Raw genomic sequence first — 21,303 nt, 5'->3', positions numbered from 1 at the left:
CCGGAATCGGTACCGACATGAGAACCGACAAGACCATGACAGCGCAGGACGTCGTCTCCCGGCTCAGCAGCGGGATGACGATCGGCATCGGCGGCTGGGGCTCCCGCCGGAAGCCGATGGCACTGGTCCGGGCGCTGCTCCGCTCCGGAATCACCGATCTCACCGTGGTCTCGTACGGCGGCCCCGACGTCGGCCTGCTCGCCGCCGCCGGCAAGATCCGCAAACTGGTCGCGGCCTTCGCCACGCTCGACTCGATCGCGCTCGAACCCCACTTCAGGGCGGCCCGCCAGCGCGGCGCGTTCGAGCTGATGGAGGTCGACGAGGCCATGTTCATGTGGGGGCTGCACGCCGCCGCGAACCGGCTGCCGTTCCTCCCCGTCCGTGCCGGTATCGGTTCGGATGTGATGCGGGTCAACCCGGGCCTGCGTACGGTCACTTCGCCGTACGCGGACGGCGAGGAGTTCGTCGCGATGCCCGCCCTGCGGATGGACGCGGCCCTGGTCCACATGAACCGCGCCGACCGGTTCGGCAACGGCCAGTACCTCGGCCCCGACCCGTACTTCGACGACCTGTTCTGCGAGGCCGCCGACAACGCGTACGTCTCCTGCGAACGTCTGGTGGAAACCGCCGAGTTGACCGAGAAGGCGGCCCCGCAGACCCTCCTCGTCAAGCGGCACTCCGTCACCGGCGTCGTCGAGACCCCGAACGGCGCGCACTTCACCTCCTGCGTCCCCGACCACCCGCGCGACGAGGCGTTCCAGAAGACGTACGCGACCGCGGCCGCCGACCCCGACGCCTGGGCGGCCTTCAGCGACCGCTTCCTGCCCGCACAGGGCGACGAGAAGAGCTATCAGTCGGCCGTCCAGACCTGGCACGAGGAGCAGAAGTGAGCAACCGGAGCGCGACCCGGGCCGAGTACTGCGTGATCGCCTGTGCCGATGCCTGGCGCGACAACGGGGAGGTGCTCGCCAGCCCGATGGGACTCGTCCCGTCCGTCGGCGCCCGGCTCGCCAAACGCACCTTCTCGCCCGGTCTGCTGCTCACCGACGGCGAGGCGCTGATCGTCGGCCCGGACGGCACGACGGAGGGCTGGCTGCCGTACCGCCAACACCTCACCATGGTCACGGGCGGCAGGCGTCACGTGATGATGGGGGCGAGCCAGATCGACCGGTTCGGCAACCAGAACATCTCCTGCATCGGCGACTGGGAACAGCCCACCCGCCAGCTCCTCGGCGTACGCGGCGCCCCGGTCAACACCCTGAACAACCCGGTCAGTTACTGGGTGCCCAAGCACTCCACCCGGGTCTTCGTCGAGCGCGTCGACATGATCTGCGGGGTCGGTTACGACAGCGCCGCGGCGGCCGGCCCGTCGGCGACCCGTTACCACCGCATCCCGCGCGTCGTCACCGATCTCGGCGTCCTCGACTTCGCGACCCCGGACCGCTCGATGCGCCTCGCCTCGCTGCACCCCGGCGTCACCGCCGACGAGGTCCGCGAAGCCACCGGCTTCGCGCTCACGATCGCGGACGACGTCCCGTACACCCGGGAGCCGACCGCCGAGGAGCTGGGCCTGATCCGCGAGGTCATCGACCCGAAGGGCACCCGGAACCGCGAGGTCAGGGTCTGATGCGGACCGCGCTCACAGATCTTGTCGGCGTCCGCCACCCCGTGGTCCAGACCGGCATGGGCTGGGTCGCGGGCCCCCGCCTGGTCTCCGCCACGGCCCGCGCGGGCGCGCTCGGCATCCTGGCCTCCGCGACAATGACCGTGGAGCAGCTGCGGGCAGCGGTACGGGAGGTCAAGTCCCGTACGGACGAGCCGTTCGGCGTCAATCTGCGCGCCGACGCCGGTGATGCGCGCGAGCGGGTACGGATCATCGTCGACGAGGGCGTGAAGGTGGCGTCCTTCGCGCTGGCCCCTTCGAAGGGGCTCATCGCCGAGCTGAAGGACGCGGGCGTGGTCGTGATCCCGTCGATAGGTGCCCGGCGCCATGCCGAGAAGGTCGCGGCGTGGGGCGCGGACGCGGTGATCGTGCAGGGCGGCGAGGGCGGCGGCCACACCGGTGATGTGGCAACCACCGTGCTGCTGCCCCAGGTTGTCGACGCGGTGGACATCCCGGTGATCGCGGCGGGCGGCTTCCATGACGGTCGGGGCCTGGTCGCTGCGCTGGCGTACGGGGCGGCGGGCATCGCGATGGGTACGCGGTTCCTGCTGACGTCGGACTCGACCGTGCCGGACGCGGTGAAGGCCCGCTATTTGGCGGCGGGCGTCAAGGACGTGACGGTCACCACGGCGGTGGACGGGCTCCCGCACCGGATGCTGCGTACGGAGATGGTCGCCGCGCTGGAGAACGCGGGCCGGATCCGGGCGTTGGCCCAGGCGGTGCGCCGGGCGGCGGGATTCAAGCGGATCTCCGGGACCGGCTGGTCCCGGATGGTGCGCGACGGTCTCGCGATGAAGCACGGCAAGGACCTGTCCTGGAGCCAGGTCCTGCTGGCCGCCAACACCCCGATGCTCCTGAAGGCGTCCATGGTCGACGGCCGCACGGATCTGGGCGTGATGGCATCGGGCCAGGTGGCGGGCCTGATCGAGGACCTGCCCAGCTGTGCGGAGCTGGTGGAGCGGGTGATGGAGGAGGCCTGCGCGGCGCTCGGCGCGGTATCGGGCGCCGTGAGCCCGTCCGGCGATTGAGGACGGTGCGGTGACCGGACGAATCCGGTCACCGCACGTCATCCGTACCGCTACGCGGCCCTGCGGCTACGCCCCGCCGCCGCACCACCGCGTCCGGCCCCGGACCCGGAACGCCCGGCGCCGGCACCGCGTGCCTCGCCACGGCCACCACCAGCACCGGCACCGGCACCGGCACCAGCGCCACGAGCCGAGCCGCCCGCACCGCCGCCGCGGGCGGAGGAACCCGTACCCCGGCCTTCACCGCCGCCGCCCTGCCCGGCACCACCGCGCCGGCCCCGGCCGCGGCTGCCCGAGCGGAAGCCCGCGCCACCGGCCGCGGCCCCGCCCGACCGCGTGCGCGGCTTCGGCGGGGTCGGCTGGGGGACCTCGATGACGATCGCGACGCCGGACGGCTCACGGGCCCCGGTGATCCGGGTGAGTTCCTCGTCGCTGGACTTGATCCGGGTGGTCCGCGGAGCGATGCCCGCATCGGCCATCAGCCGGGTCATCTCCCGCTTCTCCTCGGGCAGCACCAGGGTGACGACGCTGCCGGACTCCCCGGCGCGCGCCGTGCGCCCGCCGCGGTGGAGGTAGTCCTTGTGGTCGGTCGGCGGGTCCACGTTCACGACCAGATCGAGGTCGTCGACATGAATGCCGCGCGCCGCCACATTCGTCGCGACGAGCGCGGTGACCTGGCCGTTCTTGAACTGGTCCAGTGTCCGGTTGCGCTGCGGCTGCGAACGCCCGCCGTGCAGGGCGGCAGCCCGTACACCGCTGGCGAGCAGCCGCTTGGCGAAGCGGTCGGCGGCACGCTTGGTGTCCACGAACATGATCACCCGGCCGTCACGGGCGGCGATCCTGGTGGCGACGGCCTTCTTGTCGGTCTCGTCGGCCACGTGCAGCACATGGTGCTCCATGGTGGTGACCGCGCCCGCGGACGGGTCGACCGAGTGCACGACCGGGTCGGTCAGGAACATCTTGACCAGCCGGTCGATGTTCTTGTCCAGGGTCGCGGAGAAGAGCATCCGCTGACCGTCCGGCTCGACCTGCTTGAGCAGTGCGACGACCTGCGGCATGAAGCCCATGTCCGCCATCTGGTCGGCCTCGTCGAGGACGGTGATGGCGACCTGGTCGAGGCGGCAGTCGCCGCGCTCGATGAGGTCCTTCAGTCGTCCGGGCGTGGCGACGAGCACCTCCGCGCCGCGGCGCAGCGTGCCGGACTGCTTGCTGATCGACATGCCGCCGACGACGGTGGCCAGGCGCAGGTTCACGGACGTCGCGTACGGCGTCAGCGCGTCGGTGACCTGCTGGGCGAGCTCACGGGTCGGGACGAGGACCAGTGCGAGCGGGGCGCGCGGCTCGGCGCGCCGTCCGCCGGTGCGGGCCAGCAGCGCGAGGCCGAAGGCGAGGGTCTTGCCGGAGCCGGTGCGGCCGCGGCCGAGGATGTCCCGGCCGGCGAGCGAGTTCGGCAGGGTGGCGCCCTGGATCGGGAACGGTTCGGTGACGCCCTGCGCGGCAAGGGTTTTCAGCAGGGCTGCGGGCATGTCCAGCTCGGCGAACGCCTCGACGGCGGGCAGTGCGGGGGTCATGGTTTCGGGCAGGGCGAATTCGCCCTGCGGCGGCGTGGCCCTGCGACGGGGCGACGCCTTGCCGGATCCCTTGCCGGAACCCTTAGCGGTTGCCTTTGCCGGGGCCGTGCCGCGCCCCCTCGACGGGCGGTTGCGGGCGGGTCGGTCCTGGCGTTCGGAGCGGGTCATACGGAATTGCCCTCCTGGGGGATTCCTGAGGATTCCTAGGGATTCCTGGGAACTGCGTGGGACTGCTGGGGAGCACTGCGGGACGGCGCGCTTCTTCGCCATGTCCCGGGGACAGCACAAGCCGGGACCCGCACCTTCACGGTGCGGGCCCCGGCTGCGAGGTACGCGTCCGGCAATTAGGCCGGGACGATGTTCTCCGCCTGCGGGCCCTTCTGGCCCTGCGTGACGTCGAAGGAGACCTTCTGGCCCTCCTGGAGCTCACGGAAGCCCGAGGTGGCGATGTTGGAGTAGTGGGCGAAGACGTCGGCGCCGCCGCCGTCCTGCTCGATGAAGCCGAAGCCCTTTTCCGAGTTGAACCACTTCACGGTTCCAGTAGCCATGTCATTCTCCTAAAAGAGGTGCAGTGCCGGAAATCCGCACTTTACGAATTCCAAGTCGCCGCATTGAGCCCCATCCGGAGAAAGCCGGAAAACAATAATGCGCCTGAGGAAGCATTCCCGTCAGGCGCACATAAAGTTCATGGGTACCAAAACTGCAACTCGACAACCGTAGCACGTTCTGCCGACCGGCGGTGGAACACGCCGCGCCGCCGGCCGGTGGATTTTTTGCCCGGGCCCTTGGGGTAACTGGCCCGGGGCGAGCTCGGAACCCTGCCGAAACTTGCTCACGGAGCCCTGTAGGAGCGGTTCGGTGACCTGGTGAGTGGCCGGGCAGGGGCCGGGGCGGGGGTCAGAGCCGTTCGATGATCGTCACGTTCGCCTGGCCGCCGCCCTCGCACATGGTCTGCAGCCCGTAGCGGCCGCCGGTGCGCTCCAGCTCGTGCAGCAGCGTCGTCATCAATCTTGTACCGGTTGCACCGAGCGGGTGGCCCAGGGCGATCGCGCCGCCGTTGACGTTGACCCTGTCCGGGTCGGCTCCGGTTTCTTTCAGCCAGGCCAGGACGACCGGGGCGAATGCCTCGTTGATCTCGACCAGGTCGATGTCGTCGATGGTCATTCCGCCCTTCTTGAGCGCGTGCGCGGTGGCCGGGATCGGCGCCGAGAGCATGCGGATCGGGTCCTCGCCGCGCACCGACAGGTGGTGGATGCGGGCGCGCGGGGTGAGACCGTGCTCGGCCACGGCGCGCTCGGAGGCGATGAGCATGGCGGCGGCCCCGTCGGAGACCTGCGAGGAGCAGGCGGCGGTGATCGTGCCGCCCTCCAGGACCGGCTTGAGGCCCGCCATCTTCTCCAGGGTGGTGTCGCGGCGCGGCCCCTCGTCGGTGGTGACGTCGCCGTAGGCGACGGTCTCGCGCGCGAAGCGGCCCTCGTCGATGGCGCGGATCGCACACCGGTGGGAGCGGAGGGCGAACTCCTCCATGTCCTGGCGGCTGATGCCCCACTTCTCGGCGATCAGCTGGGCGCCGTGGAACTGGTTGACCGGTGCGTCGCCGTACCGGGCGCGCCAGCCCTCGCTGCCCGCGTACGGGCCGTCCGTCAGGCCGAGGGGCTCGGCGGCCTGACGGGAGGCGAAGGCGATCGGGATCTGCGTCATGTTCTGCGTGCCGCCCGCGACGACGAGGTCCTGGGTGCCGGACAGGACACCCTGGGCGGCGAAGTGCACGGCCTGCTGGGAGGAGCCGCACTGTCGGTCGACGGTGACGCCGGGGACCTCCTCGGGCAGTCCGGCCGCCAGCCAGCAGGTGCGGGCGATGTCACCGGCCTGCGGTCCGACGGTGTCGAGGCAGCCGAAGACCACGTCCTCGACGGCCGCCGGGTCGATTCCGGTCCGCTCGACGAGGGCCTTGATGACATGGGCGCCGAGGTCGGCGGGGTGGACGGAGCCGAGTCCTCCCTTGCGCCGGCCGACCGGAGTGCGTACCGCTTCGACGATGTATGCCTCGGCCATGACTTCTACTCCTCGGTGAGCTCGGGTGTGGTCAGGTGTCGAGGGCGATGCCGTCCAGAACCATCGAGAGGTACTGGCGGGCGATCTCCTCGGGGCTGTGCTGTCCGCCCGGCCGGTACCAGGACGCCGCGACCCAGACGGTGTCGCGGACGAAGCGGTAGGTGAGGCGGATGTCGAGGTCGGCGCGGAAGGTCTTGTCGGCGACGCCGCGTTCCAGCGTGCCGAGCCACGCCTTCTCGAACTTCTGCTGGGAGTCGACGAGGTACTGGAAGCGCGGCTGGGCGGCCAGGTGCTTGGACTCCTTCTGGTAGATGGCGACGGCGGCACGGTGCCGGTCGATCTCCCGGAAGGACTCGGTGACGAGGGCCTCGATGGTCTCCCTGGGTCCGAGTCCGGCGGCAAGCACCGCGTCGTACCCGTCCCAGAGTTCGGTGAGGAAGGTCGAGAGGATCTCGTCGATCATCGATTCCTTGGAATCGAAGTGGTAGTAGAGGCTGCCTGCGAGCATCCCGGCCGCGTCCGCGATCTTGCGGACGGTGGTGGCGTTGTATCCCTGCGCGGCGAACACCTCGGCGGCGGTGGCGAGCAGTTCGCGGCGACGCTCGGGCGAGGGGGTCACCTGGGGCTTCTTCTTGGTAGGCACCCGCCCATTCTCCGCCCGGCCGTCCTCCGGTCAGGCATGCCGGTTGCTGACGGAGACGACCTCTCCCGTCATGTAGGAGGAGTAGCCGCTGGCGAGGAAGACGATGACGTTGGCGATCTCCCACGGCTCGGCGTAGCGGCCGAATGCCTCCTTCTCGGTCAGTTCGTCGAGGAGTTCGGCGGAGGTGACCTTCACCAGGTGCGGGTGCATGGCGAGGCTGGGGGCGACGGCGTTGACGCGTACGCCGTACTCGGCGGCCTCGATCGCGGCGCACCGGGTGAGCGCCATGACGCCCGCCTTGGCGGCGGCGTAGTGGGCCTGGCCGCTCTGGGCGCGCCAGCCGACGACAGAGGCGTTGTTGACGACGATGCCGCCGCGGCCCGCCGCCTTGAGCGAGCGCAGGGCGGCCCGGGTGCAGCGGAAGGTGCCGTTCAAGGTGACGTCGAGGACCTTGGTCCATTGTTCGTCGGTCATCTCGGCGAGTTCGGCGGTGCCGCCGAGGCCGGCGTTATTGACGACGATGTCGAGGCCGCCGTGGGTCTGTTCGGCGAGCGCGAAGAGTGCCTGGACCTGGGTCTCGTCGGTGACGTCGCAGGGCAGTGACGCGACATGGTCCGCGCCGAACTCCTCGGCGAGCGCCTGCTCGGTCTCCTTCAGCCGGCGGGCGTGCGCGTCGCCGATGACGATGCGGGCGCCCTCCTCGAGGAATTTACGGGCGGTGGCGCCGCCGATTCCGGCGCCCGCGGCTGCGGTGACGACGGCGCTGCGGCCGGCCAGCAGGCCGTGTCCGGATACGTACTGCGGTGCGCTCACGCCCGCGCCTCCTCGGTCTCGGCCCGCGGATCCTCGACGGTCCTCATGCTCGTACGTTAACCTACCAAACACTTGTTAGGGAAGGATGAGCCGATGCTCGATGCCCACGACACACCTGCCGGTGACGCCGGTGACCTCCAGCCCGATCCCGTGCTGTACGAGCGCCGGGGCCCGGTCGCGTACGTGACGCTGAACCGCCCGCGCTACCGCAACGCCCAGAACTCGGCGATGACCTACGCCCTGGACGCCGCGTTCTACCGGGCCGCCGAGGACTCCGAGGTCAAGGTGGTCGTGCTGGCGGGCGCCGGTGAGCACTTCTCGGCGGGCCATGACATCGGCACGCCCGGGCGCGACGCGCATCTCTCCTTCGAGCGCAGGGCCGGTCTGTGGTGGGACCACACCGACAAGACCGGTGCGGAGAGCCGCTTCGCCCGTGAGTCGGAGGTCTATCTCGGCATGTGCAGGCGCTGGCGCGAGCTGCCGAAGCCGGTCGTCGCCTCCGTCCAGGGCGCGTGTGTGGCCGGCGGGCTGATGCTCGCCTGGATCTGCGATCTGATCGTGGCGAGCGAAGACGCCTTCTTCGCCGATCCGGTGGTGCGGATGGGCATCCCCGGCGTCGAGTACTTCGCACACCCCTGGGTGATGCCGCCCCGGATCGCGAAGGAGTTCCTGTTCACCGGCGACCGGATGAGCGCCCGCCGGGCGTACGAGGTCGGCATGGTGAACAAGGTGGTGGAGCGCGGCGAACTCGCCGGACGTACCGATGAATTGGCGTTGCGGATCGCCGGGATGCCACGTCTGGGGCTGGCCCTCACCAAGCGTGCGGTCAACCAGGCCGAGGACCTTCAGGGGCTGCACACCGGCATGGACTCGGCCTTCGGGCTGCACCATCTCGCCCATGCGCACAACGCGGAGACGGCGGCGGACCCGCTCGGCGGCATGGACATCGCCTCGATGAAGAAGGCGGGTGCCTGATGGATCTGTCGTACACGGCCGAGGAGGAGGCTTTCCGGGCCGAGGCACGGCAGTGGCTGCGGGCCAACGTACCCGCCGAGCCGCTGCCGTCCCTGGAGACCGCCGAAGGCTTCGCCGCGCACCGGGAGTGGGAGGCGCGACTGTACGCGGACCGCTGGTCGGTCGTCTCCTGGCCGGCCGAGTACGGCGGCCGGGGCGTCGACATCTTCCGGTGGCTGACATTCGAGGAGGAGTACTACGCGGCGGGCGGCCCCGGCCGGGTCTCACAGAACGGCATCAGCCTTCTCGCCCCGACGCTCTTCGACCACGCCACAAAGGAGCAGCGGGCCCGGGTCCTGCCGTCGATGGCGAGCGGGGAGGTGATCTGGGCGCAGGCCTGGTCCGAGCCGGAGTCGGGCTCGGACCTGGCGTCACTGCGCTCGCGGGCGGTGCGCACGGACGGCGGCTGGCTGCTCTCGGGGCAGAAAACCTGGTCCTCGCGGGCCGCGTTCGCGGACCGGGCGTTCGGCATCTTCCGTACGGATCCCGAGCCCGCGAAGCCGCACCATGGGCTGACGTATCTGATGTTCGATCTGTCGGCGCCCGGGGTTTCGGTCCGGCCGATCGGGCGGCTCGACGGCAAGCCCGCCTTCGCCGAGCTGTTCCTGGACGAGGTGTTCGTACCGGACGAGGACATCATCGGGGAGCCCGGACAGGGCTGGCGTATCGCCATGTCGGCAACGGGCAACGAGCGCGGGCTGACGCTCCGCTCCCCCGGCCGCTTCCTGGCCGCCGCGGACCGGCTGGCCGGGCTGTGGCGCACCCACGGCGACCCGTCCGACACGGCGCTGCGGGACCGGGTGGCGGACGCGGTGATCGGGGCGCGCGCGTATCAGCTCTTCACCTGCACCAACGCCTCACGCTTCGCGGCGGGGGCGGACATCGGCGCGGAGTCCAGCCTGAACAAGGTGTTCTGGTCCGAGTACGACATCGCTCTGCACGAGACGGCGCTCGATCTGCTGGGCCCGGACGCGGAGGTGGCGGAGTCCGAGTGGGCCGAGGGGTACGTCTTCTCCCTCGCGGGCCCCATCTACGCCGGTACGAACGAGATCCAGCGCGACATCATCGCCGAGCGGCTGCTCGGCCTGCCGAAGGGACGGCGCTGATGCGTTTCCTCCTCGACGACGAGCAGCGGGAGTTCGCCCGCTCGCTGGACGCGATGCTGACCGCCTCGGACACCCCCACGGTGGTACGCGCCTGGGCCGCCGGGAACCACGGACCGGGCAGGGACCTGTGGGCACGGCTGGCACAGACGGGGGTGTTCGCCCTGGCGATACCGGAAACGTACGAGGGCGTCGGACCGCTGCCGGTCGAACTCGCAGTCGCCTTCACCGAATTGGGGCGGCACGCGGTGCCGGGGCCGGTCGTGGAGACGGTTGCGGCCGGGGTGCTGCTGGGGGGTGTGGGCGGCGCGGCGGCCAAGGAATGGCTGCCGCGGCTGGCGTCCGGTGCGGCATCGGCGACGCTCCGCGTGGATGGGTACGGGCCGTATGCGCTGGACGCGGACGCGGTGGACGCCGTGTTCACGGTGACCGGCGACGAACTGCGGCTCGCGCCTGGGCCGGGGGTGCTCAGCGTGTCGTCCGACCCGGCACGGCGGCTGTGGCGCCCCGGGCCGGGCGGGGAGCTGCTCGCATCCGGGCCCCGGGTGGCGCAGGCCGCGGGGCGGGCCGCTCGGTGGGCGGCGTTCGCCACGGCCGCGCAGGCGCTCGGCACGGGCGAGGAGCTGCTGCGGACCACGGTCGCGTATGTGCAGCAGCGCACCCAGTTCGGTACGGCGATCGGCTCCTTCCAGGCGGTCAAGCACCGGCTCGCGGACACGCTGATCGGACTGGAGTTCGCCCGCCCGCTGCTGTACGGGGCGGCGCTCGCGCTCGCCGGCCAGGCGCCGGACGCCGGTGCGGCGGTGGCGGCGGCCAAGGTGACGGCGGGCGAGGCGGGGTACGCGGCGGCGCGGGCGGCACTGCAGTTGCACGGTGCGGTGGGGTACACGCAGGAGCTGGATCTGTCGCTGTGGCTGCTGAAGGCGCGACCGCTGCGGGACGCGTGGGGGACGCCGAAGGTGTGCCGGGCGCGGGTGCTGGCCGACGGGCCGGCCGCACCCGCCGCCCGGCGCCCCGGGTCAGGTGGTTTCGCTCAGTGAGCGGTCGTCGTTGCCCCTTCGGAAGGTGCGCAGCGGGTGACCGGGGCGCCATGTCCGGATGATCACGGTGTCGCCGCTTTCGAGCCCGATGTGCACCACCTCGGTCGGTTCCACGCGGAAGAGGTGGAAGGGCTCCGGCGGCTTCGCCTCCTCGATGAAGCGGGCCAGCACGGCGGGGTCGGTCACCTCCACCGCGCGGCCGGAGATCCGGACGTCACCGTCGGCCATCTCGGCGTCCGGGCCGGGGTTGGCGTGCACCGCGAACCGTGGATCGCGCAGCAGGTCCAGCGCCTTGCGCGAGTTCGGCATCATGCCGAGCCACACTTCACCGAAGCGAAAGTCCACCTCCAGCCCGGTCACGCGTGGCGATCCGTCCTTGCGCAGGGTCGCCAGGACATGGTGCTTGTACAGCTGGAAGCGGGCCTGGACGGTGTCGGCGAAGGCCGGCTCCGCCGAGCGGAATTCTTCCCAGGAACTCGTTGTCATGCGTTCATGGAACCCTGGAAACCCGACATCTTCTGTCCTGATTTCCCGACCCGCGCCGATCGGTCCATCCTTCGGCCCATCCGTACCGCCCGTCTCATCCTTCCGACAGGGTGACCAGCAGCGCCCACCCGTGGGTCCGCAGCACCCCCGCCGATTCGTCCCGCGTCAACAGCGCGTCGTAGCGGTCGAGTTCGAGCTCCGAGCCGTCGAGCACCGCACCGTCCTCCAGCGCGATGGCGAGCACCGCCCCGCCCGGGGGCGCCGACAGCCGGACGGTGCCGCGCACCACCGCGACCGCCGCGCTCGTCCGCCCCCTGCGGCACATCACATTGAGGTTGACGACCGGGCCGCCGAGCAGTGTGCCGTCGGTCGCCAGGTCACCGGGGAAGTCGTGCGGCCAGTACTGCTCGTCGACGATGTGGTGCTCGCCGCCCACCACGAGGTCCATCCCGGCGCCCTCGACCACGGTCAGCGTGCGGTCGACCCCGGGGAACGAGGAGAACGGCCCGTCCCGGGACACATCGGCAAGGCTGACCCGCCAGTCGAAGGCGTCCAGCGGCGTGCCCTCGGGGGACGCCGCGATCTCGCGGGTGACTCCCCCGCCGTTCTTCCAGGGCGTGGCCGTGCGGTCGGCCGCCCGCAGCACCCGGGCCGTCACTTGACGATCCCCTGTGCGCGGGCCGCGGCCAGCCACCGCGGGAATTCGGCGACCAGCCGGTCGTACAGTTCGGCGTCCGGGACCTTGCGCGGGTCGAGTCCGGCGTGGAAGAAGCCGGCGTTGTCCAGGGGGCGCTTGGCGGGTACGGCCAGTTCGTCGAGCTTGTGCAGGAAGTCGAACTGCGTACTCTGCTTGTTGCCGAAGCCGATGAACTGCCAGAACAGGGGCAGTTTCGCCGCCTTGCACACATAGCGTTCCGCCGCGTGCTTGCTGATCGGGCCGCCGTCCGTCTGGAAGACGACGAGCGCGGGGGCGGTGGAGCCGCTGTCGATGTAGTGGTCGATGACGGCGTCCATGGCCAGGTGGTAGCTGGTCTTCCCCATGTGCCCCAGGCCCGCCACGATCGCGTCGATCCGGCCGCGGTGGTTGTCCAGGGCAATGTCGGTGACGGCGTCGACATCGGTGGAGAAGAAGACGACCGGTACGCGGCCGTCGTCGTCCAGATGTGCCGAAAGACCCAGCACCTGATCCGCCAAGGCCTGGACGCTGCCGTCCCTGTAGTACTCCTTCATGGAGCCGGAGTAGTCGAGCACCAGATATACCGCTGCGCGCTCCCCGCCCATGCCGTGCTTCGTCAGCGGGACGGAGGCGCTCTTGTAGAGGCTGACCAGCGCGGGTGCGGTCTCCTCGATCTTGCGGAGGCTGATGGCCGGACCTGCTGCGGCGGACGAGCCGGCCATGCGGATTCCCCGATCCTCGACGTGTCAGAACCTTGAGCGTAAGGCACCCGGATATGCCCGGGGCGGCGGTGTTCGCTATCTTGATCGCCGCCGTCCCCACCGGCCGCTCGTGTCCGCCCACCCGTTAAGGAGCCGTGCCGTGGAGGCCGCGATCACCACCTGCTACCGCCATCCGTCCTACGAGACGTATGTGAGCTGCACCCGCTGCGAGCGGTTCATCTGCCCCGACTGCATGCGTGAGGCCGCCGTCGGTCACCACTGCGTGGAGTGCGTGAAGGAGGGGCAGCGTTCGGTCCGGCAGGCGCGCACGGTGTTCGGCGGTGCGGTGTCGAGGACCGCGGTGCCGCTCGTCACGTATGTACTGATGGGCCTGAACATCCTGGCGTACCTGGGCGAGTTGGTCCGTCCGGGGATCGTCGACCGGTTCGCGATGCTCGGTGCGGGGCTGAACGGCCCGGACGGAGGCCAGTACGTCTACGAGGCCGGGGACTTCCCCGGCTTCGATGTGATCGGCGTGGTGGACGGCGAGTGGTACCGGCTGCTGACCGGGGCCTTCCTGCATCTCCCGCCGGACGGATCGTCCTTCGGCTCCCTGCCGTTCGGGGTGCTGCACATCCTCTTCAACATGTACGCGCTGTGGAACCTGGGCCGGGTCGTCGAGGAACAGCTGGGCCGGGCCCGCTATCTCGCGCTGTATCTGCTGTCCGCGCTGGGTGGTTCGGTCCTGGTGTATCTGATCGCGCCGTTCGACAGCACGGTGGGTGCCTCGGGTGCGATCTTCGGTCTCGGCGCGGCGTTCTACGTCATCAACCGGCGCCTCGGACGCGATATGCAGGCGGTGAACCGGTTCATGGCCGGGTTCCTGATCTGGATGCTGATCTCGGCCGGATTCACCTCGTGGCAGGGCCACTTGGGCGGGCTGCTGACGGGCGGCATCGTCATGGTCGCGTACGCGTACGCCCCGGCGGAGCGGCGTACGACGGTCCAGGCCGCCGCGAGTGTGGTGCTGCTCGCCGTGCTGGTGCTGCTGGTGGTGCTCAAGACGTCCGCGCTGTCGGGATGAACCGCTGCCCCGACCGGCCCCGGACGCGCCACGGCGCCTGCCGAATCGTCCGGTCGGGGACGGGCAGGCGCCGCGTTCAGTTCCGTACGCCTTTGTACGGGACGTCTGTGTGTGCCGTGATCAGGCCATCAGAGCACGGTCCGTCGGGCGGATCGGGGCCGGCAGTGCGCTGGCTCCGGTCAGGAAGCGGTCCACACCGCGTGCCGCGGAGCGGCCCTCGGCGATGGCCCACACGATGAGGGACTGGCCACGGCCCGCGTCACCGGCGACGAAGACTCCGTCGACGTTGGTGGCGTAGTCCGCGTCGCGCGCGACATTGCCGCGCTCGTCGAGCTCCAGGCCGAACTGCTGGACCAGGCCGTTGGACTGGTCGGTGCCCGTGAAGCCCATCGCGAGGGTGACCAGCTGTGCGGGGATCTTCCGCTCGGTGCCGGGCTTCTGCGCCGGCTTGCCGTCCTTGAACTCCACCTCGACCAGGTGCAGGGCCTGGACGTTGCCGTGCTCATCGCCCTCGAAGTGGGTAGTGGAGACGGAGTAGACCCTCTCGCCGCCCTCCTCGTGCGCGGAGGTGACCTTGTAGAGCATCGGGAAGGTCGGCCAGGGCTGGTTGGCGTTACGGTCCTCGCCCGGCCGGGGCATGATCTCCAGCTGGGTGACGGAGAGCGCGCCCTGGCGGTGGGCGGTGCCGACGCAGTCGGCGCCGGTGTCTCCTCCGCCGATGACGACGACGTGCCTGCCCTCGGCGGTGATCGGGGAGACCGTCAGGTCGCCCTCCTGCACCTTGTTGGCGAGCGGCAGGTACTCCATGGCGAAGTGCACGCCGTTCAGCTCACGGCCCGGGACGGGCAGATCGCGGGAGACGGTGGCACCGGCGGCGATGACGACCGCGTCGTACCGGCGGCGGAGCTTGGCAGCGTCGATGTCCTTGCCGATCTCCACTTCCGTACGGAACTTGGTACCTTCCGCGCGCATCTGCTCGATGCGGCGGTTGATGTGCGACTTCTCCATCTTGAACTCGGGGATGCCGTACCGGAGAAGACCTCCGATGCGGTCCGCGCGCTCGAAGACGGCGACCGTGTGGCCGGCCCGGGTCAGCTGCTGGGCCGCGGCGAGACCCGCCGGGCCCGAGCCGATGACGGCGACGGTCTTGCCGGAGAGCCGCTCGGGCGGCTGCGGGGTGACGTCGCCGCTGTCCCACGCCTTGTCGATGATGGAGACTTCGACGTTCTTGATGGTGACGGCCGGCTGGTTGATGCCGAGCACACACGCCGACTCGCACGGGGCCGGGCAGAGCCGCCCGGTGAACTCCGGGAAGTTGTTCGTGGCGTGCAGGCGCTCGGACGCCGCAGTCCAGTCCTCGCGGTAGGCGTAGTCGTTCCACTCGGGGATGAGGTTTCCGAGCGGGCAGCCGTTGTGGCAGAACGGGATGCCGCAGTCCATGCAGCGGCCGGCCTGCTTGCTGATGATCGGGAGCAGCGAGCCCGGAACGTAGACCTCGTTCCAGTCCTTGACGCGCTCGCCCGCGGGGCGGGTCTCGGCGACCTCGCGCCCGGTGGTCAGGAAGCCCTTGGGGTCAGCCATTGGTCGCCGCCTCCATCATCTTCTCGGTGGTCTCCTGTTCGGAGAGACCGGCGAGCTCAGCGGCGTCCTTGGCGGCGAGCACTGCCTTGTAGGTGGACGGGATGATCTTGCTGAAGCGGGCCACCGCGGTGTCCCACTCGGCAAGCAGCTTCTCGGCGACCGTGGAACCGGTCTCCTCCTGGTGGCGGCGCACCACATCGTGCAGCCACTGCTTGTCGGTGTCCAAGAGGGCCTCGATCGCGTCGAGGTTGCCGACGTTGACGTTGTCGCGGTCCAGGTCGATGACGTACGCGACACCGCCCGACATACCTGCGGCGAAGTTGCGTCCGGTCTCGCCGAGGACGACGGCGTGGCCGCCGGTCATGTACTCGCAGCCGTGGTCGCCCACGCCTTCCGAGACGACGGTCGCGCCGGAGTTGCGGACGCAGAACCGCTCGCCGCTCCGGCCGCGCAGGAACAGCTCGCCGCCGGTCGCGCCGTAGGCGATGGTGTTGCCCGCGATGGTGGAGTACTCGGCGAGGTGGTCGGCGCCGCGGTCCGGGCGGACGATGACGCGGCCGCCGGAGAGGCCCTTGCCGACGTAGTCGTTGGCGTCGCCCTCCAGGCGCAGCGTCACACCGCTCGGCAGGAACGCGCCGAACGACTGGCCGGCGGAGCCGGTGAAGGTGATGTCGATGGTGTCCTGCGGCAGACCGGCGCCGCCGAACTTCTTCGTCACCTCGTGGCCGAGCATGGTGCCGACGGTCCGGTTGATGTTCCGGATCGCGATCTGGGCCCGGACCGGCTGGGCGGCCTCGGCGCTCTCCGCGTTCAGGGCGTCGGCGGCGAGCTTGATCAGCTCGTTGTCGAGGGCCTTGGCGAGACCGTGGTCCTGCTCGACCAGCTGGTGCCGGACGGCACCTTCGGGCAGCTCGGGAACGTAGAACAGCGGCTCCAGGTCGAGGCCCTGCGCCTTCCAGTGCGTGATCGCACGGTCGGTGTCGAGCAGCTCGGCGTGGCCGACGGCCTCTTCGATCGTACGGAAGCCCAGCTCGGCGAGGAGCTCACGGACTTCCCTAGCGATGAACTCGAAGAAGTTGACGACGTACTCGGCCTTGCCGGAGAACCGACTCCGCAGGACCGGGTTCTGGGTGGCGATGCCGACCGGGCAGGTGTCGAGGTGGCAGACGCGCATCATGACGCAGCCGGAGACGACGAGCGGCGCGGTCGCGAAACCGAACTCCTCGGCGCCCAGCAGCGCGGCGATGATGACGTCGCGGCCGGTCTTCAGCTGGCCGTCGGTCTGCACGACGATACGGTCGCGCAGGCCGTTGAGCAGCAGGGTCTGCTGGGTCTCGGCGAGGCCGAGCTCCCAGGGGCCACCCGCGTGCTTCAGCGAGGTGAGCGGGGAGGCGCCCGTTCCGCCGTCATGGCCGGAGATCAGGACGACATCCGCGTGCGCCTTGGAGACACCCGCGGCGACCGTGCCGACGCCGACCTCGGAGACCAGCTTCACGTGGATGCGGGCCGCGGGGTTGGCGTTCTTGAGGTCGTGGATCAGCTGAGCCAGGTCCTCGATGGAGTAGATGTCGTGGTGCGGCGGCGGGGAGATCAGACCGACACCCGGGGTGGAGTGCCGGGTCTTGGCGACCCACGGGTAGACCTTGTGGCCGGGCAGCTGGCCGCCCTCTCCGGGCTTGGCGCCCTGCGCCATCTTGATCTGGATGTCGTCCGCGTTGACCAGGTACTCGCTGGTCACACCGAAGCGGCCGGAGGCGACCTGCTTGATGGACGAGCGGCGTGCCGGGTCGTGGAGCCGGTCCGCGTCCTCGCCGCCCTCACCGGTGTTGGACTTGCCGCCCAGCTGGTTCATGGCGATGGCGAGGGTCTCGTGCGCCTCGCGGGAGATCGAGCCGTAGGACATGGCGCCGGTGGAGAACCGCTTGACGATCTCGGAGACGGGCTCGACCTCGTCGACCGGGATCGCCTCGCGGTCCGACGTGAAGCCGAACAGGCCACGCAGCGTCATCAGGCGCTCGGACTGCTCGTTCACCCGGTCCGTGTACTTCTTGAAGATGTCGTACCGCTTGTTGCGCGTGGCGTGCTGGAGGCGGAAGACCGTCTCCGGGTCGAACAGGTGCGGCTCGCCCTCGCGGCGCCACTGGTACTCGCCGCCGATCTCCAGCGCGCGGTGCGAGGCGGAGATGCCGGAGGTGGGGTAGCCCTTGGCGTGCCGGGCGGCGACCTCCTTGGCGACGACGTCGAGTCCGGCGCCGCCGATCTTGGTCGCGGTGCCGTTGAAGTACTTCGCGACGAAGTCCTCGTCCAGGCCGACGGCCTCGAAGACCTGGGCACCGCGGTAGGAGGCGACGGTCGAGATGCCCATCTTGGACATGACCTTCAGGACGCCCTTGCCGAGCGCGTAGATCAGGTTCCGGATGGCCTTCTCGGGCTCGATGCCCTCGATGAACGTACCGGCACGGACCAGGTCCTCGACGGACTCCATCGCCAGGTACGGGTTGACCGCGGCGGCGCCGTAACCGATCAGCAGCGCGACGTGGTGGACCTCGCGGACGTCTCCGGCCTCGACCAGCAGACCCACCTGGGTGCGCTGCTTGGTGCGGATGAGGTGGTGGTGGACGGCCGAGGTGAGCAGCAGCGACGGGATCGGCGCGTGCTCGGCGTCGGAGTGCCGGTCGGACAGGACGACCAGACGGGCGCCGTCCTCTATGGCGGCGTCGACCTCGGTACAGATCTGCTCGATCCGGGCGGCGAGGGCCTCACCGCTGCCGCCGACCCGGTAGAGACCGGAGAGCGTGGCGGCCTTCATGCCCGGCATGTCGCCGTCGGCATTGATGTGTATCAGCTTGGCCAGCTCGTCGTTGTCGATCACCGGGAACGGCAGCGTGACGCTGCGGCACGACGCGGCGGTCGGCTCCAGCAGGTTGCCCTGGGGGCCGAGCGTGGAGCGCAGCGAGGTGACGAGCTCCTCGCGGATGGCGTCCAGCGGCGGGTTGGTGACCTGCGCGAACAGCTGGGTGAAGTAGTCGAAGAGCAGCCGCGGACGCTCGGAGAGTGCGGCGATCGGCGAGTCCGTGCCCATGGAGCCGAGCGGCTCGCCGGCGGTGCGGGCCATCGGCGCGAGGATGACGCGGAGCTCTTCCTCGGTGTAGCCGAAGGTCTGCTGGCGGCGGGTGACGGAGGCGTGCGTGTGCACGATGTGCTCCCGCTCGGGGAGGTCCTCCAGCTCGATCTCGCCGGCCTCCAGCCACTCCTGGTACGGCTGCTCGGCGGCGAGGCCCGCCTTGATCTCGTCGTCCTCGATGATGCGGCCCTCGGCAGTGTCGACGAGGAACATCCTGCCGGGCTGGAGGCGGCCCTTGCGGACGACCTTCGCGGGGGCGATGTCCAGGACACCGACCTCCGAGGAGAGCACGACGAGGCCGTCGTCGGTGACCCAGTAGCGGCCGGGGCGCAGACCGTTGCGGTCCAGGACCGCGCCGACCTGGGTGCCGTCGGTGAAGGTGACGCAGGCCGGGCCGTCCCAGGGCTCCATCATCGTGGAGTGGTACTGGTAGAAGGCGCGCCGGGCCGGGTCCATGGCGTTCATCGATTCGGGGCTCTCCCACGCCTCGGGGACCATCATCAGCACCGAGTGCGGCAGCGAGCGGCCACCGAGGTGGAGCAGCTCCAGGACCTCGTCGAAGGAGGCGGAGTCGGAGGCGTCCGGGGTGCAGACGGGGAAGATCCGGTCCAGCTGCGCAGCCCCGAAGAGGCTGGAGGCGAGCTGGGACTCGCGGGCCTTCATCCAGTTGCGGTTGCCCTTGACCGTGTTGATCTCGCCGTTGTGCGCGACGAAGCGGTACGGGTGGGCGAGCGGCCAGCTCGGGAAGGTGTTCGTGGAGAAGCGCGAGTGGACCAGTGCGACGGCGGTGGCGAAACGGCGGTCGGAGAGGTCCGGGAAGAACGGCTCCAGCTGCCCCGTGGTGAGCATGCCCTTGTAGACGATCGTGCGGGCGGACAGCGAGGGGAAGTACACCCCGGCCTCCCGCTCGGCGCGCTTGCGCAGTACGAAGGCCTTGCGGTCGAGCGCGATGCCGGTGCTCTCGCCTCCCCCAGACTCCGTCCGGGAGGTGCCCCCTGCGACGAAGAGCTGGCGGAACTCGGGCATGGTGGCGCGGGCGCCGTTGCCGAGGATGTCCGGAGCGACCGGGACCTCGCGCCAGCCGAGGACCTTGAGGCCCTCCTCGACGGAGATCTTCTCCAGCTTCCGGACGGCCTCGGTGGAGTCGTCCGCGGGCAGGAAGGCGATTCCGACGGCGTAGGCACCGGCCTCGGGGAGGTCGAAGGCGACCTCGTCGCGGAGGAAGGCGTCCGGGACCTGGAGGAGGATTCCGGCGCCGTCGCCGGAGTCGGGCTCGGATCCGGTGGCACCGCGGTGTTCGAGGTTGCGCAGTACGGTCAGCGCCTGCTCGACCAGCTCATGGCTGGCCACACCGGTCAGAGTGGCCACGAACCCGACGCCACAGGCGTCGTGCTCGTTACGGGGGTCGTACATCCCCTGCTGGGCGGGGCGACCGTCCATGGGCGACCAGGCGTCGGTACGCATCGGCTCTCCCGTCGTCGTCGTGGCATATGCAGTGCCGAGGGACGACGTTGGCCCTCTGCGAAATTTCGTGCGGGTTACATGATGGGGCGCTTCTCAAGAAGCGGATAGCCCGTTCCAACATGCGGACACCGCGTGAGGCGGTGAGGGTGGGTCGCAGTCGGAGGATCGGCGCCCGGAGGGGGGACCGCAGAGAGCAGGCGTCGTTGCCTGCGGTGTCTACGGCTCATGCCCAGCGGCAAAGGAAACGAAACCGCCAGGTAACGGCTAATTATGCGCAGCTTTGTATAGAGACTCATTTTACGCCGGGCGAAGCCGCCCGCCCAGGGGCGGACGCCTAGACGTACGTCACACGAATGGCGGACGCGTTAGGCCCGTCCGGCATCTGAAGGACAAAGCCTTCAGCCGGACGGGCCCGAAGTCACGCTCTTGCCGAAGAGCCCTAGCTTCCGACGGCCACACCGAACAGCGTGCCCAGACCGTAGGTGATCGCCGCCGCGGCCCCGCCCAGCACCAGCTGACGCAGCCCGCTGTACAGCCAGCTGCGCGCCGTCACCCTGGCCACCACCGCACCGCAGGCGAACAGCCCGACCAGCGCGAGCAGCACGGCCGGCCACAGCGCACTCGCACCGAGCAGATACGGCAGTACGGGCAGCAGGGCCCCCAACGCGAACGCGCCGAACGACGACACGGCGGCGACGAGCGGCGAGGGCAGATCGCCCGGGTCGATGCCGAGCTCCTCGCGGGCGTGGATCTCCAGGGCCTGCTCCGGGTCGCGCGACAGCTGCCGTGCGACCTCGCGGGCGAGCCCGGGCTCGACGCCACGGGACTCGTAGAGCTCGGCGAGCTCCCGCTCCTCGTCCTTGGGATGCTTGCGCAACTCGCGCCGCTCGACGTCGAGTTCGGCCTCGACGAGCTCGCGCTGCGAGGCGACGGAGGTGTATTCGCCCGCCGCCATGGAGAACGCACCGGCGGCCAGGCCCGCCAGACCGGTGATCACAATCGTCTGCTGGGAGACGGCACCGCCCGCGACGCCGGTCATCAGCGCGAGGTTGGAGACCAGCCCGTCCATGGCGCCGAACACCGCCGGGCGCAGCCAGCCGCCGTTCACATCGCGGTGGCTGTGGTTGTCGCGGTGCGCCGCGTGCAGTACGGCGTCGGTCTCGATGATGGACACAGCTCTCCCCTTCTCCGGCAGCGGGTTTCACGCGCTCCGCCCCCGCTCAACACCATCGAAAGTACGCACGAAAAAGGCCCCCCGCC

The 21,303-nt window shown here is 70.2% G+C and carries 18 protein-coding genes; 7 read left to right on the top strand and 11 right to left on the bottom strand.

Annotation, left to right across the window (positions count from 1 at the left end; genetic code table 11):
* Window positions 1–17: 17 nt before the first annotated feature.
* The 3 genes from OG953_RS31910 to OG953_RS31900 are packed head-to-tail and all read left to right on the top strand — an operon-like array spanning window position 18 to window position 2,691.
* Complete coding sequence (locus OG953_RS31910) at window positions 18–890, top strand: CoA transferase subunit A (protein WP_405692174.1); 873 nt, start codon at window positions 18–20, stop codon at window positions 888–890.
* Window positions 887–1,627, top strand: coding sequence for a CoA-transferase subunit beta (locus OG953_RS31905; protein ID WP_405688686.1), 741 nt, complete (start codon window positions 887–889; stop codon window positions 1,625–1,627). Before OG953_RS31910 ends, OG953_RS31905 begins: the two co-directional genes overlap by 4 nt.
* A complete protein-coding gene (locus OG953_RS31900) occupies window positions 1,627–2,691 on the top strand; it encodes an NAD(P)H-dependent flavin oxidoreductase (protein ID WP_405688684.1) in 1,065 nt (354 codons plus the stop codon). Before OG953_RS31905 ends, OG953_RS31900 begins: the two co-directional genes overlap by 1 nt.
* Window positions 2,692–2,741: 50 nt before the next feature.
* Here OG953_RS31900 and OG953_RS31895 read toward each other — a convergent pair whose 3' ends face one another.
* The 5 genes from OG953_RS31895 to OG953_RS31875 all read right to left on the bottom strand — a co-directional run bounded on the left by OG953_RS31895 (window position 2,742) and on the right by OG953_RS31875 (window position 7,770).
* Window positions 2,742–4,427 (bottom strand): DEAD/DEAH box helicase, encoded by a 1,686-nt coding sequence (locus OG953_RS31895; RefSeq protein ID WP_405688683.1) that lies wholly within the window; start codon window positions 4,425–4,427, stop codon window positions 2,742–2,744.
* Window positions 4,428–4,603: 176 nt separating this feature from the next.
* Window positions 4,604–4,807: a cold-shock protein gene (locus OG953_RS31890; RefSeq protein WP_003969786.1), complete on the bottom strand. Its 204-nt coding sequence runs from the start codon at window positions 4,805–4,807 to the stop codon at window positions 4,604–4,606.
* Between the two features lie 349 nt (window positions 4,808–5,156).
* Window positions 5,157–6,314: an acetyl-CoA C-acetyltransferase gene (locus tag OG953_RS31885; RefSeq protein ID WP_405688680.1), complete on the bottom strand. Its 1,158-nt coding sequence runs from the start codon at window positions 6,312–6,314 to the stop codon at window positions 5,157–5,159.
* Window positions 6,315–6,345: 31 nt separating this feature from the next.
* Window positions 6,346–6,957 carry a TetR/AcrR family transcriptional regulator gene (locus tag OG953_RS31880; protein ID WP_405688679.1) on the bottom strand — a complete coding sequence of 204 codons (612 nt, stop codon included), beginning with the start codon at window positions 6,955–6,957 and terminating at the stop codon, window positions 6,346–6,348.
* Between the two features lie 30 nt (window positions 6,958–6,987).
* Window positions 6,988–7,770: an SDR family oxidoreductase gene (locus OG953_RS31875; protein WP_405688678.1), complete on the bottom strand. Its 783-nt coding sequence runs from the start codon at window positions 7,768–7,770 to the stop codon at window positions 6,988–6,990.
* 93 nt (window positions 7,771–7,863) lie between these two features.
* Here OG953_RS31875 and OG953_RS31870 point away from each other — a divergent pair, with 93 nt between their 5' ends.
* The 3 genes from OG953_RS31870 to OG953_RS31860 are packed head-to-tail and all read left to right on the top strand — an operon-like array spanning window position 7,864 to window position 10,927.
* Window positions 7,864–8,745, top strand: a complete 882-nt coding sequence (locus OG953_RS31870; RefSeq protein ID WP_405688677.1) for an enoyl-CoA hydratase — start codon at window positions 7,864–7,866, stop codon at window positions 8,743–8,745.
* On the top strand, window positions 8,745–9,890 hold the full coding sequence (locus tag OG953_RS31865) for an acyl-CoA dehydrogenase family protein (protein WP_405688676.1): 1,146 nt from the start codon (window positions 8,745–8,747) through the stop codon (window positions 9,888–9,890). The genes OG953_RS31870 and OG953_RS31865 overlap by 1 nt, the downstream gene beginning before the upstream one ends.
* A complete protein-coding gene (locus tag OG953_RS31860) occupies window positions 9,890–10,927 on the top strand; it encodes an acyl-CoA dehydrogenase family protein (RefSeq protein WP_405688674.1) in 1,038 nt (345 codons plus the stop codon). Before OG953_RS31865 ends, OG953_RS31860 begins: the two co-directional genes overlap by 1 nt.
* On the opposite strand, the gene OG953_RS31855 is transcribed toward OG953_RS31860, so the two are convergent.
* The 3 genes from OG953_RS31855 to OG953_RS31845 form a co-directional block, all read right to left on the bottom strand.
* The gene (locus OG953_RS31855) at window positions 10,907–11,413 is read right to left on the bottom strand and encodes a pyridoxamine 5'-phosphate oxidase family protein (protein ID WP_405688673.1); all 507 of its coding nucleotides are present in this window, start codon (window positions 11,411–11,413) and stop codon (window positions 10,907–10,909) included. The genes OG953_RS31860 and OG953_RS31855 overlap by 21 nt on opposite strands.
* A gap of 94 nt (window positions 11,414–11,507) precedes the next feature.
* The gene (locus OG953_RS31850; protein ID WP_405688672.1) at window positions 11,508–12,071 is read right to left on the bottom strand and encodes a HutD family protein; all 564 of its coding nucleotides are present in this window, start codon (window positions 12,069–12,071) and stop codon (window positions 11,508–11,510) included.
* On the bottom strand, window positions 12,068–12,811 hold the full coding sequence (locus OG953_RS31845; protein ID WP_405688671.1) for a VWA domain-containing protein: 744 nt from the start codon (window positions 12,809–12,811) through the stop codon (window positions 12,068–12,070). The genes OG953_RS31850 and OG953_RS31845 overlap by 4 nt, the downstream gene beginning before the upstream one ends.
* Before the next feature lie 139 nt (window positions 12,812–12,950).
* Between OG953_RS31845 and OG953_RS31840 the strand changes: the two genes are divergently transcribed.
* Window positions 12,951–13,874, top strand: a complete 924-nt coding sequence (locus OG953_RS31840; RefSeq protein WP_405688670.1) for a rhomboid family intramembrane serine protease — start codon at window positions 12,951–12,953, stop codon at window positions 13,872–13,874.
* A gap of 120 nt (window positions 13,875–13,994) precedes the next feature.
* Here the strand turns inward: OG953_RS31840 and OG953_RS31835 are convergent, their stop codons facing one another.
* The 3 genes from OG953_RS31835 to OG953_RS31825 form a co-directional block, all read right to left on the bottom strand.
* Entirely contained in the window at window positions 13,995–15,455 is a 1,461-nt protein-coding gene (locus tag OG953_RS31835) for a glutamate synthase subunit beta (protein ID WP_405688669.1), read from the bottom strand.
* Window positions 15,448–20,043, bottom strand: a complete 4,596-nt coding sequence (gene gltB / locus OG953_RS31830; protein ID WP_405688668.1) for a glutamate synthase large subunit — start codon at window positions 20,041–20,043, stop codon at window positions 15,448–15,450. Before gltB ends, OG953_RS31835 begins: the two co-directional genes overlap by 8 nt.
* Window positions 20,044–20,482: 439 nt before the next feature.
* Window positions 20,483–21,217: a VIT1/CCC1 transporter family protein gene (locus tag OG953_RS31825; RefSeq protein WP_405688667.1), complete on the bottom strand. Its 735-nt coding sequence runs from the start codon at window positions 21,215–21,217 to the stop codon at window positions 20,483–20,485.
* Window positions 21,218–21,303 lie beyond the last annotated feature (86 nt).

The organism is Streptomyces sp. NBC_00057 (assembly GCF_045041165.1).
Lineage (GTDB): Bacteria > Actinomycetota > Actinomycetes > Streptomycetales > Streptomycetaceae > Streptomyces.
Note: the sequence above shows the minus strand (reverse complement) of the source record. Positions and strands in the feature narration are given on the sequence as shown.

What these genes read in the sequence shown, in the direction of transcription:
- OG953_RS31910 (WP_405692174.1), top strand. Translation starts at nt 18, where the DNA reads ATGAGAACCGACAAGACCATGACAGCGCAGGACGTCGTCTCCCGGCTC.
- OG953_RS31900 (WP_405688684.1), top strand. Translation starts at nt 1,627, where the DNA reads ATGCGGACCGCGCTCACAGATCTTGTCGGCGTCCGCCACCCCGTGGTC.
- OG953_RS31895 (WP_405688683.1), bottom strand. Translation starts at nt 4,427, where the DNA reads ATGACCCGCTCCGAACGCCAGGACCGACCCGCCCGCAACCGCCCGTCG.
- OG953_RS31890 (WP_003969786.1), bottom strand. Translation starts at nt 4,807, where the DNA reads ATGGCTACTGGAACCGTGAAGTGGTTCAACTCGGAAAAGGGCTTCGGC.
- OG953_RS31885 (WP_405688680.1), bottom strand. Translation starts at nt 6,314, where the DNA reads ATGGCCGAGGCATACATCGTCGAAGCGGTACGCACTCCGGTCGGCCGG.
- OG953_RS31870 (WP_405688677.1), top strand. Translation starts at nt 7,864, where the DNA reads ATGCTCGATGCCCACGACACACCTGCCGGTGACGCCGGTGACCTCCAG.
- OG953_RS31865 (WP_405688676.1), top strand. Translation starts at nt 8,745, where the DNA reads ATGGATCTGTCGTACACGGCCGAGGAGGAGGCTTTCCGGGCCGAGGCA.
- OG953_RS31860 (WP_405688674.1), top strand. Translation starts at nt 9,890, where the DNA reads ATGCGTTTCCTCCTCGACGACGAGCAGCGGGAGTTCGCCCGCTCGCTG.
- OG953_RS31855 (WP_405688673.1), bottom strand. Translation starts at nt 11,413, where the DNA reads ATGACAACGAGTTCCTGGGAAGAATTCCGCTCGGCGGAGCCGGCCTTC.
- OG953_RS31845 (WP_405688671.1), bottom strand. Translation starts at nt 12,811, where the DNA reads ATGGCCGGCTCGTCCGCCGCAGCAGGTCCGGCCATCAGCCTCCGCAAG.
- OG953_RS31835 (WP_405688669.1), bottom strand. Translation starts at nt 15,455, where the DNA reads ATGGCTGACCCCAAGGGCTTCCTGACCACCGGGCGCGAGGTCGCCGAG.
- gltB (WP_405688668.1), bottom strand. Translation starts at nt 20,043, where the DNA reads ATGCGTACCGACGCCTGGTCGCCCATGGACGGTCGCCCCGCCCAGCAG.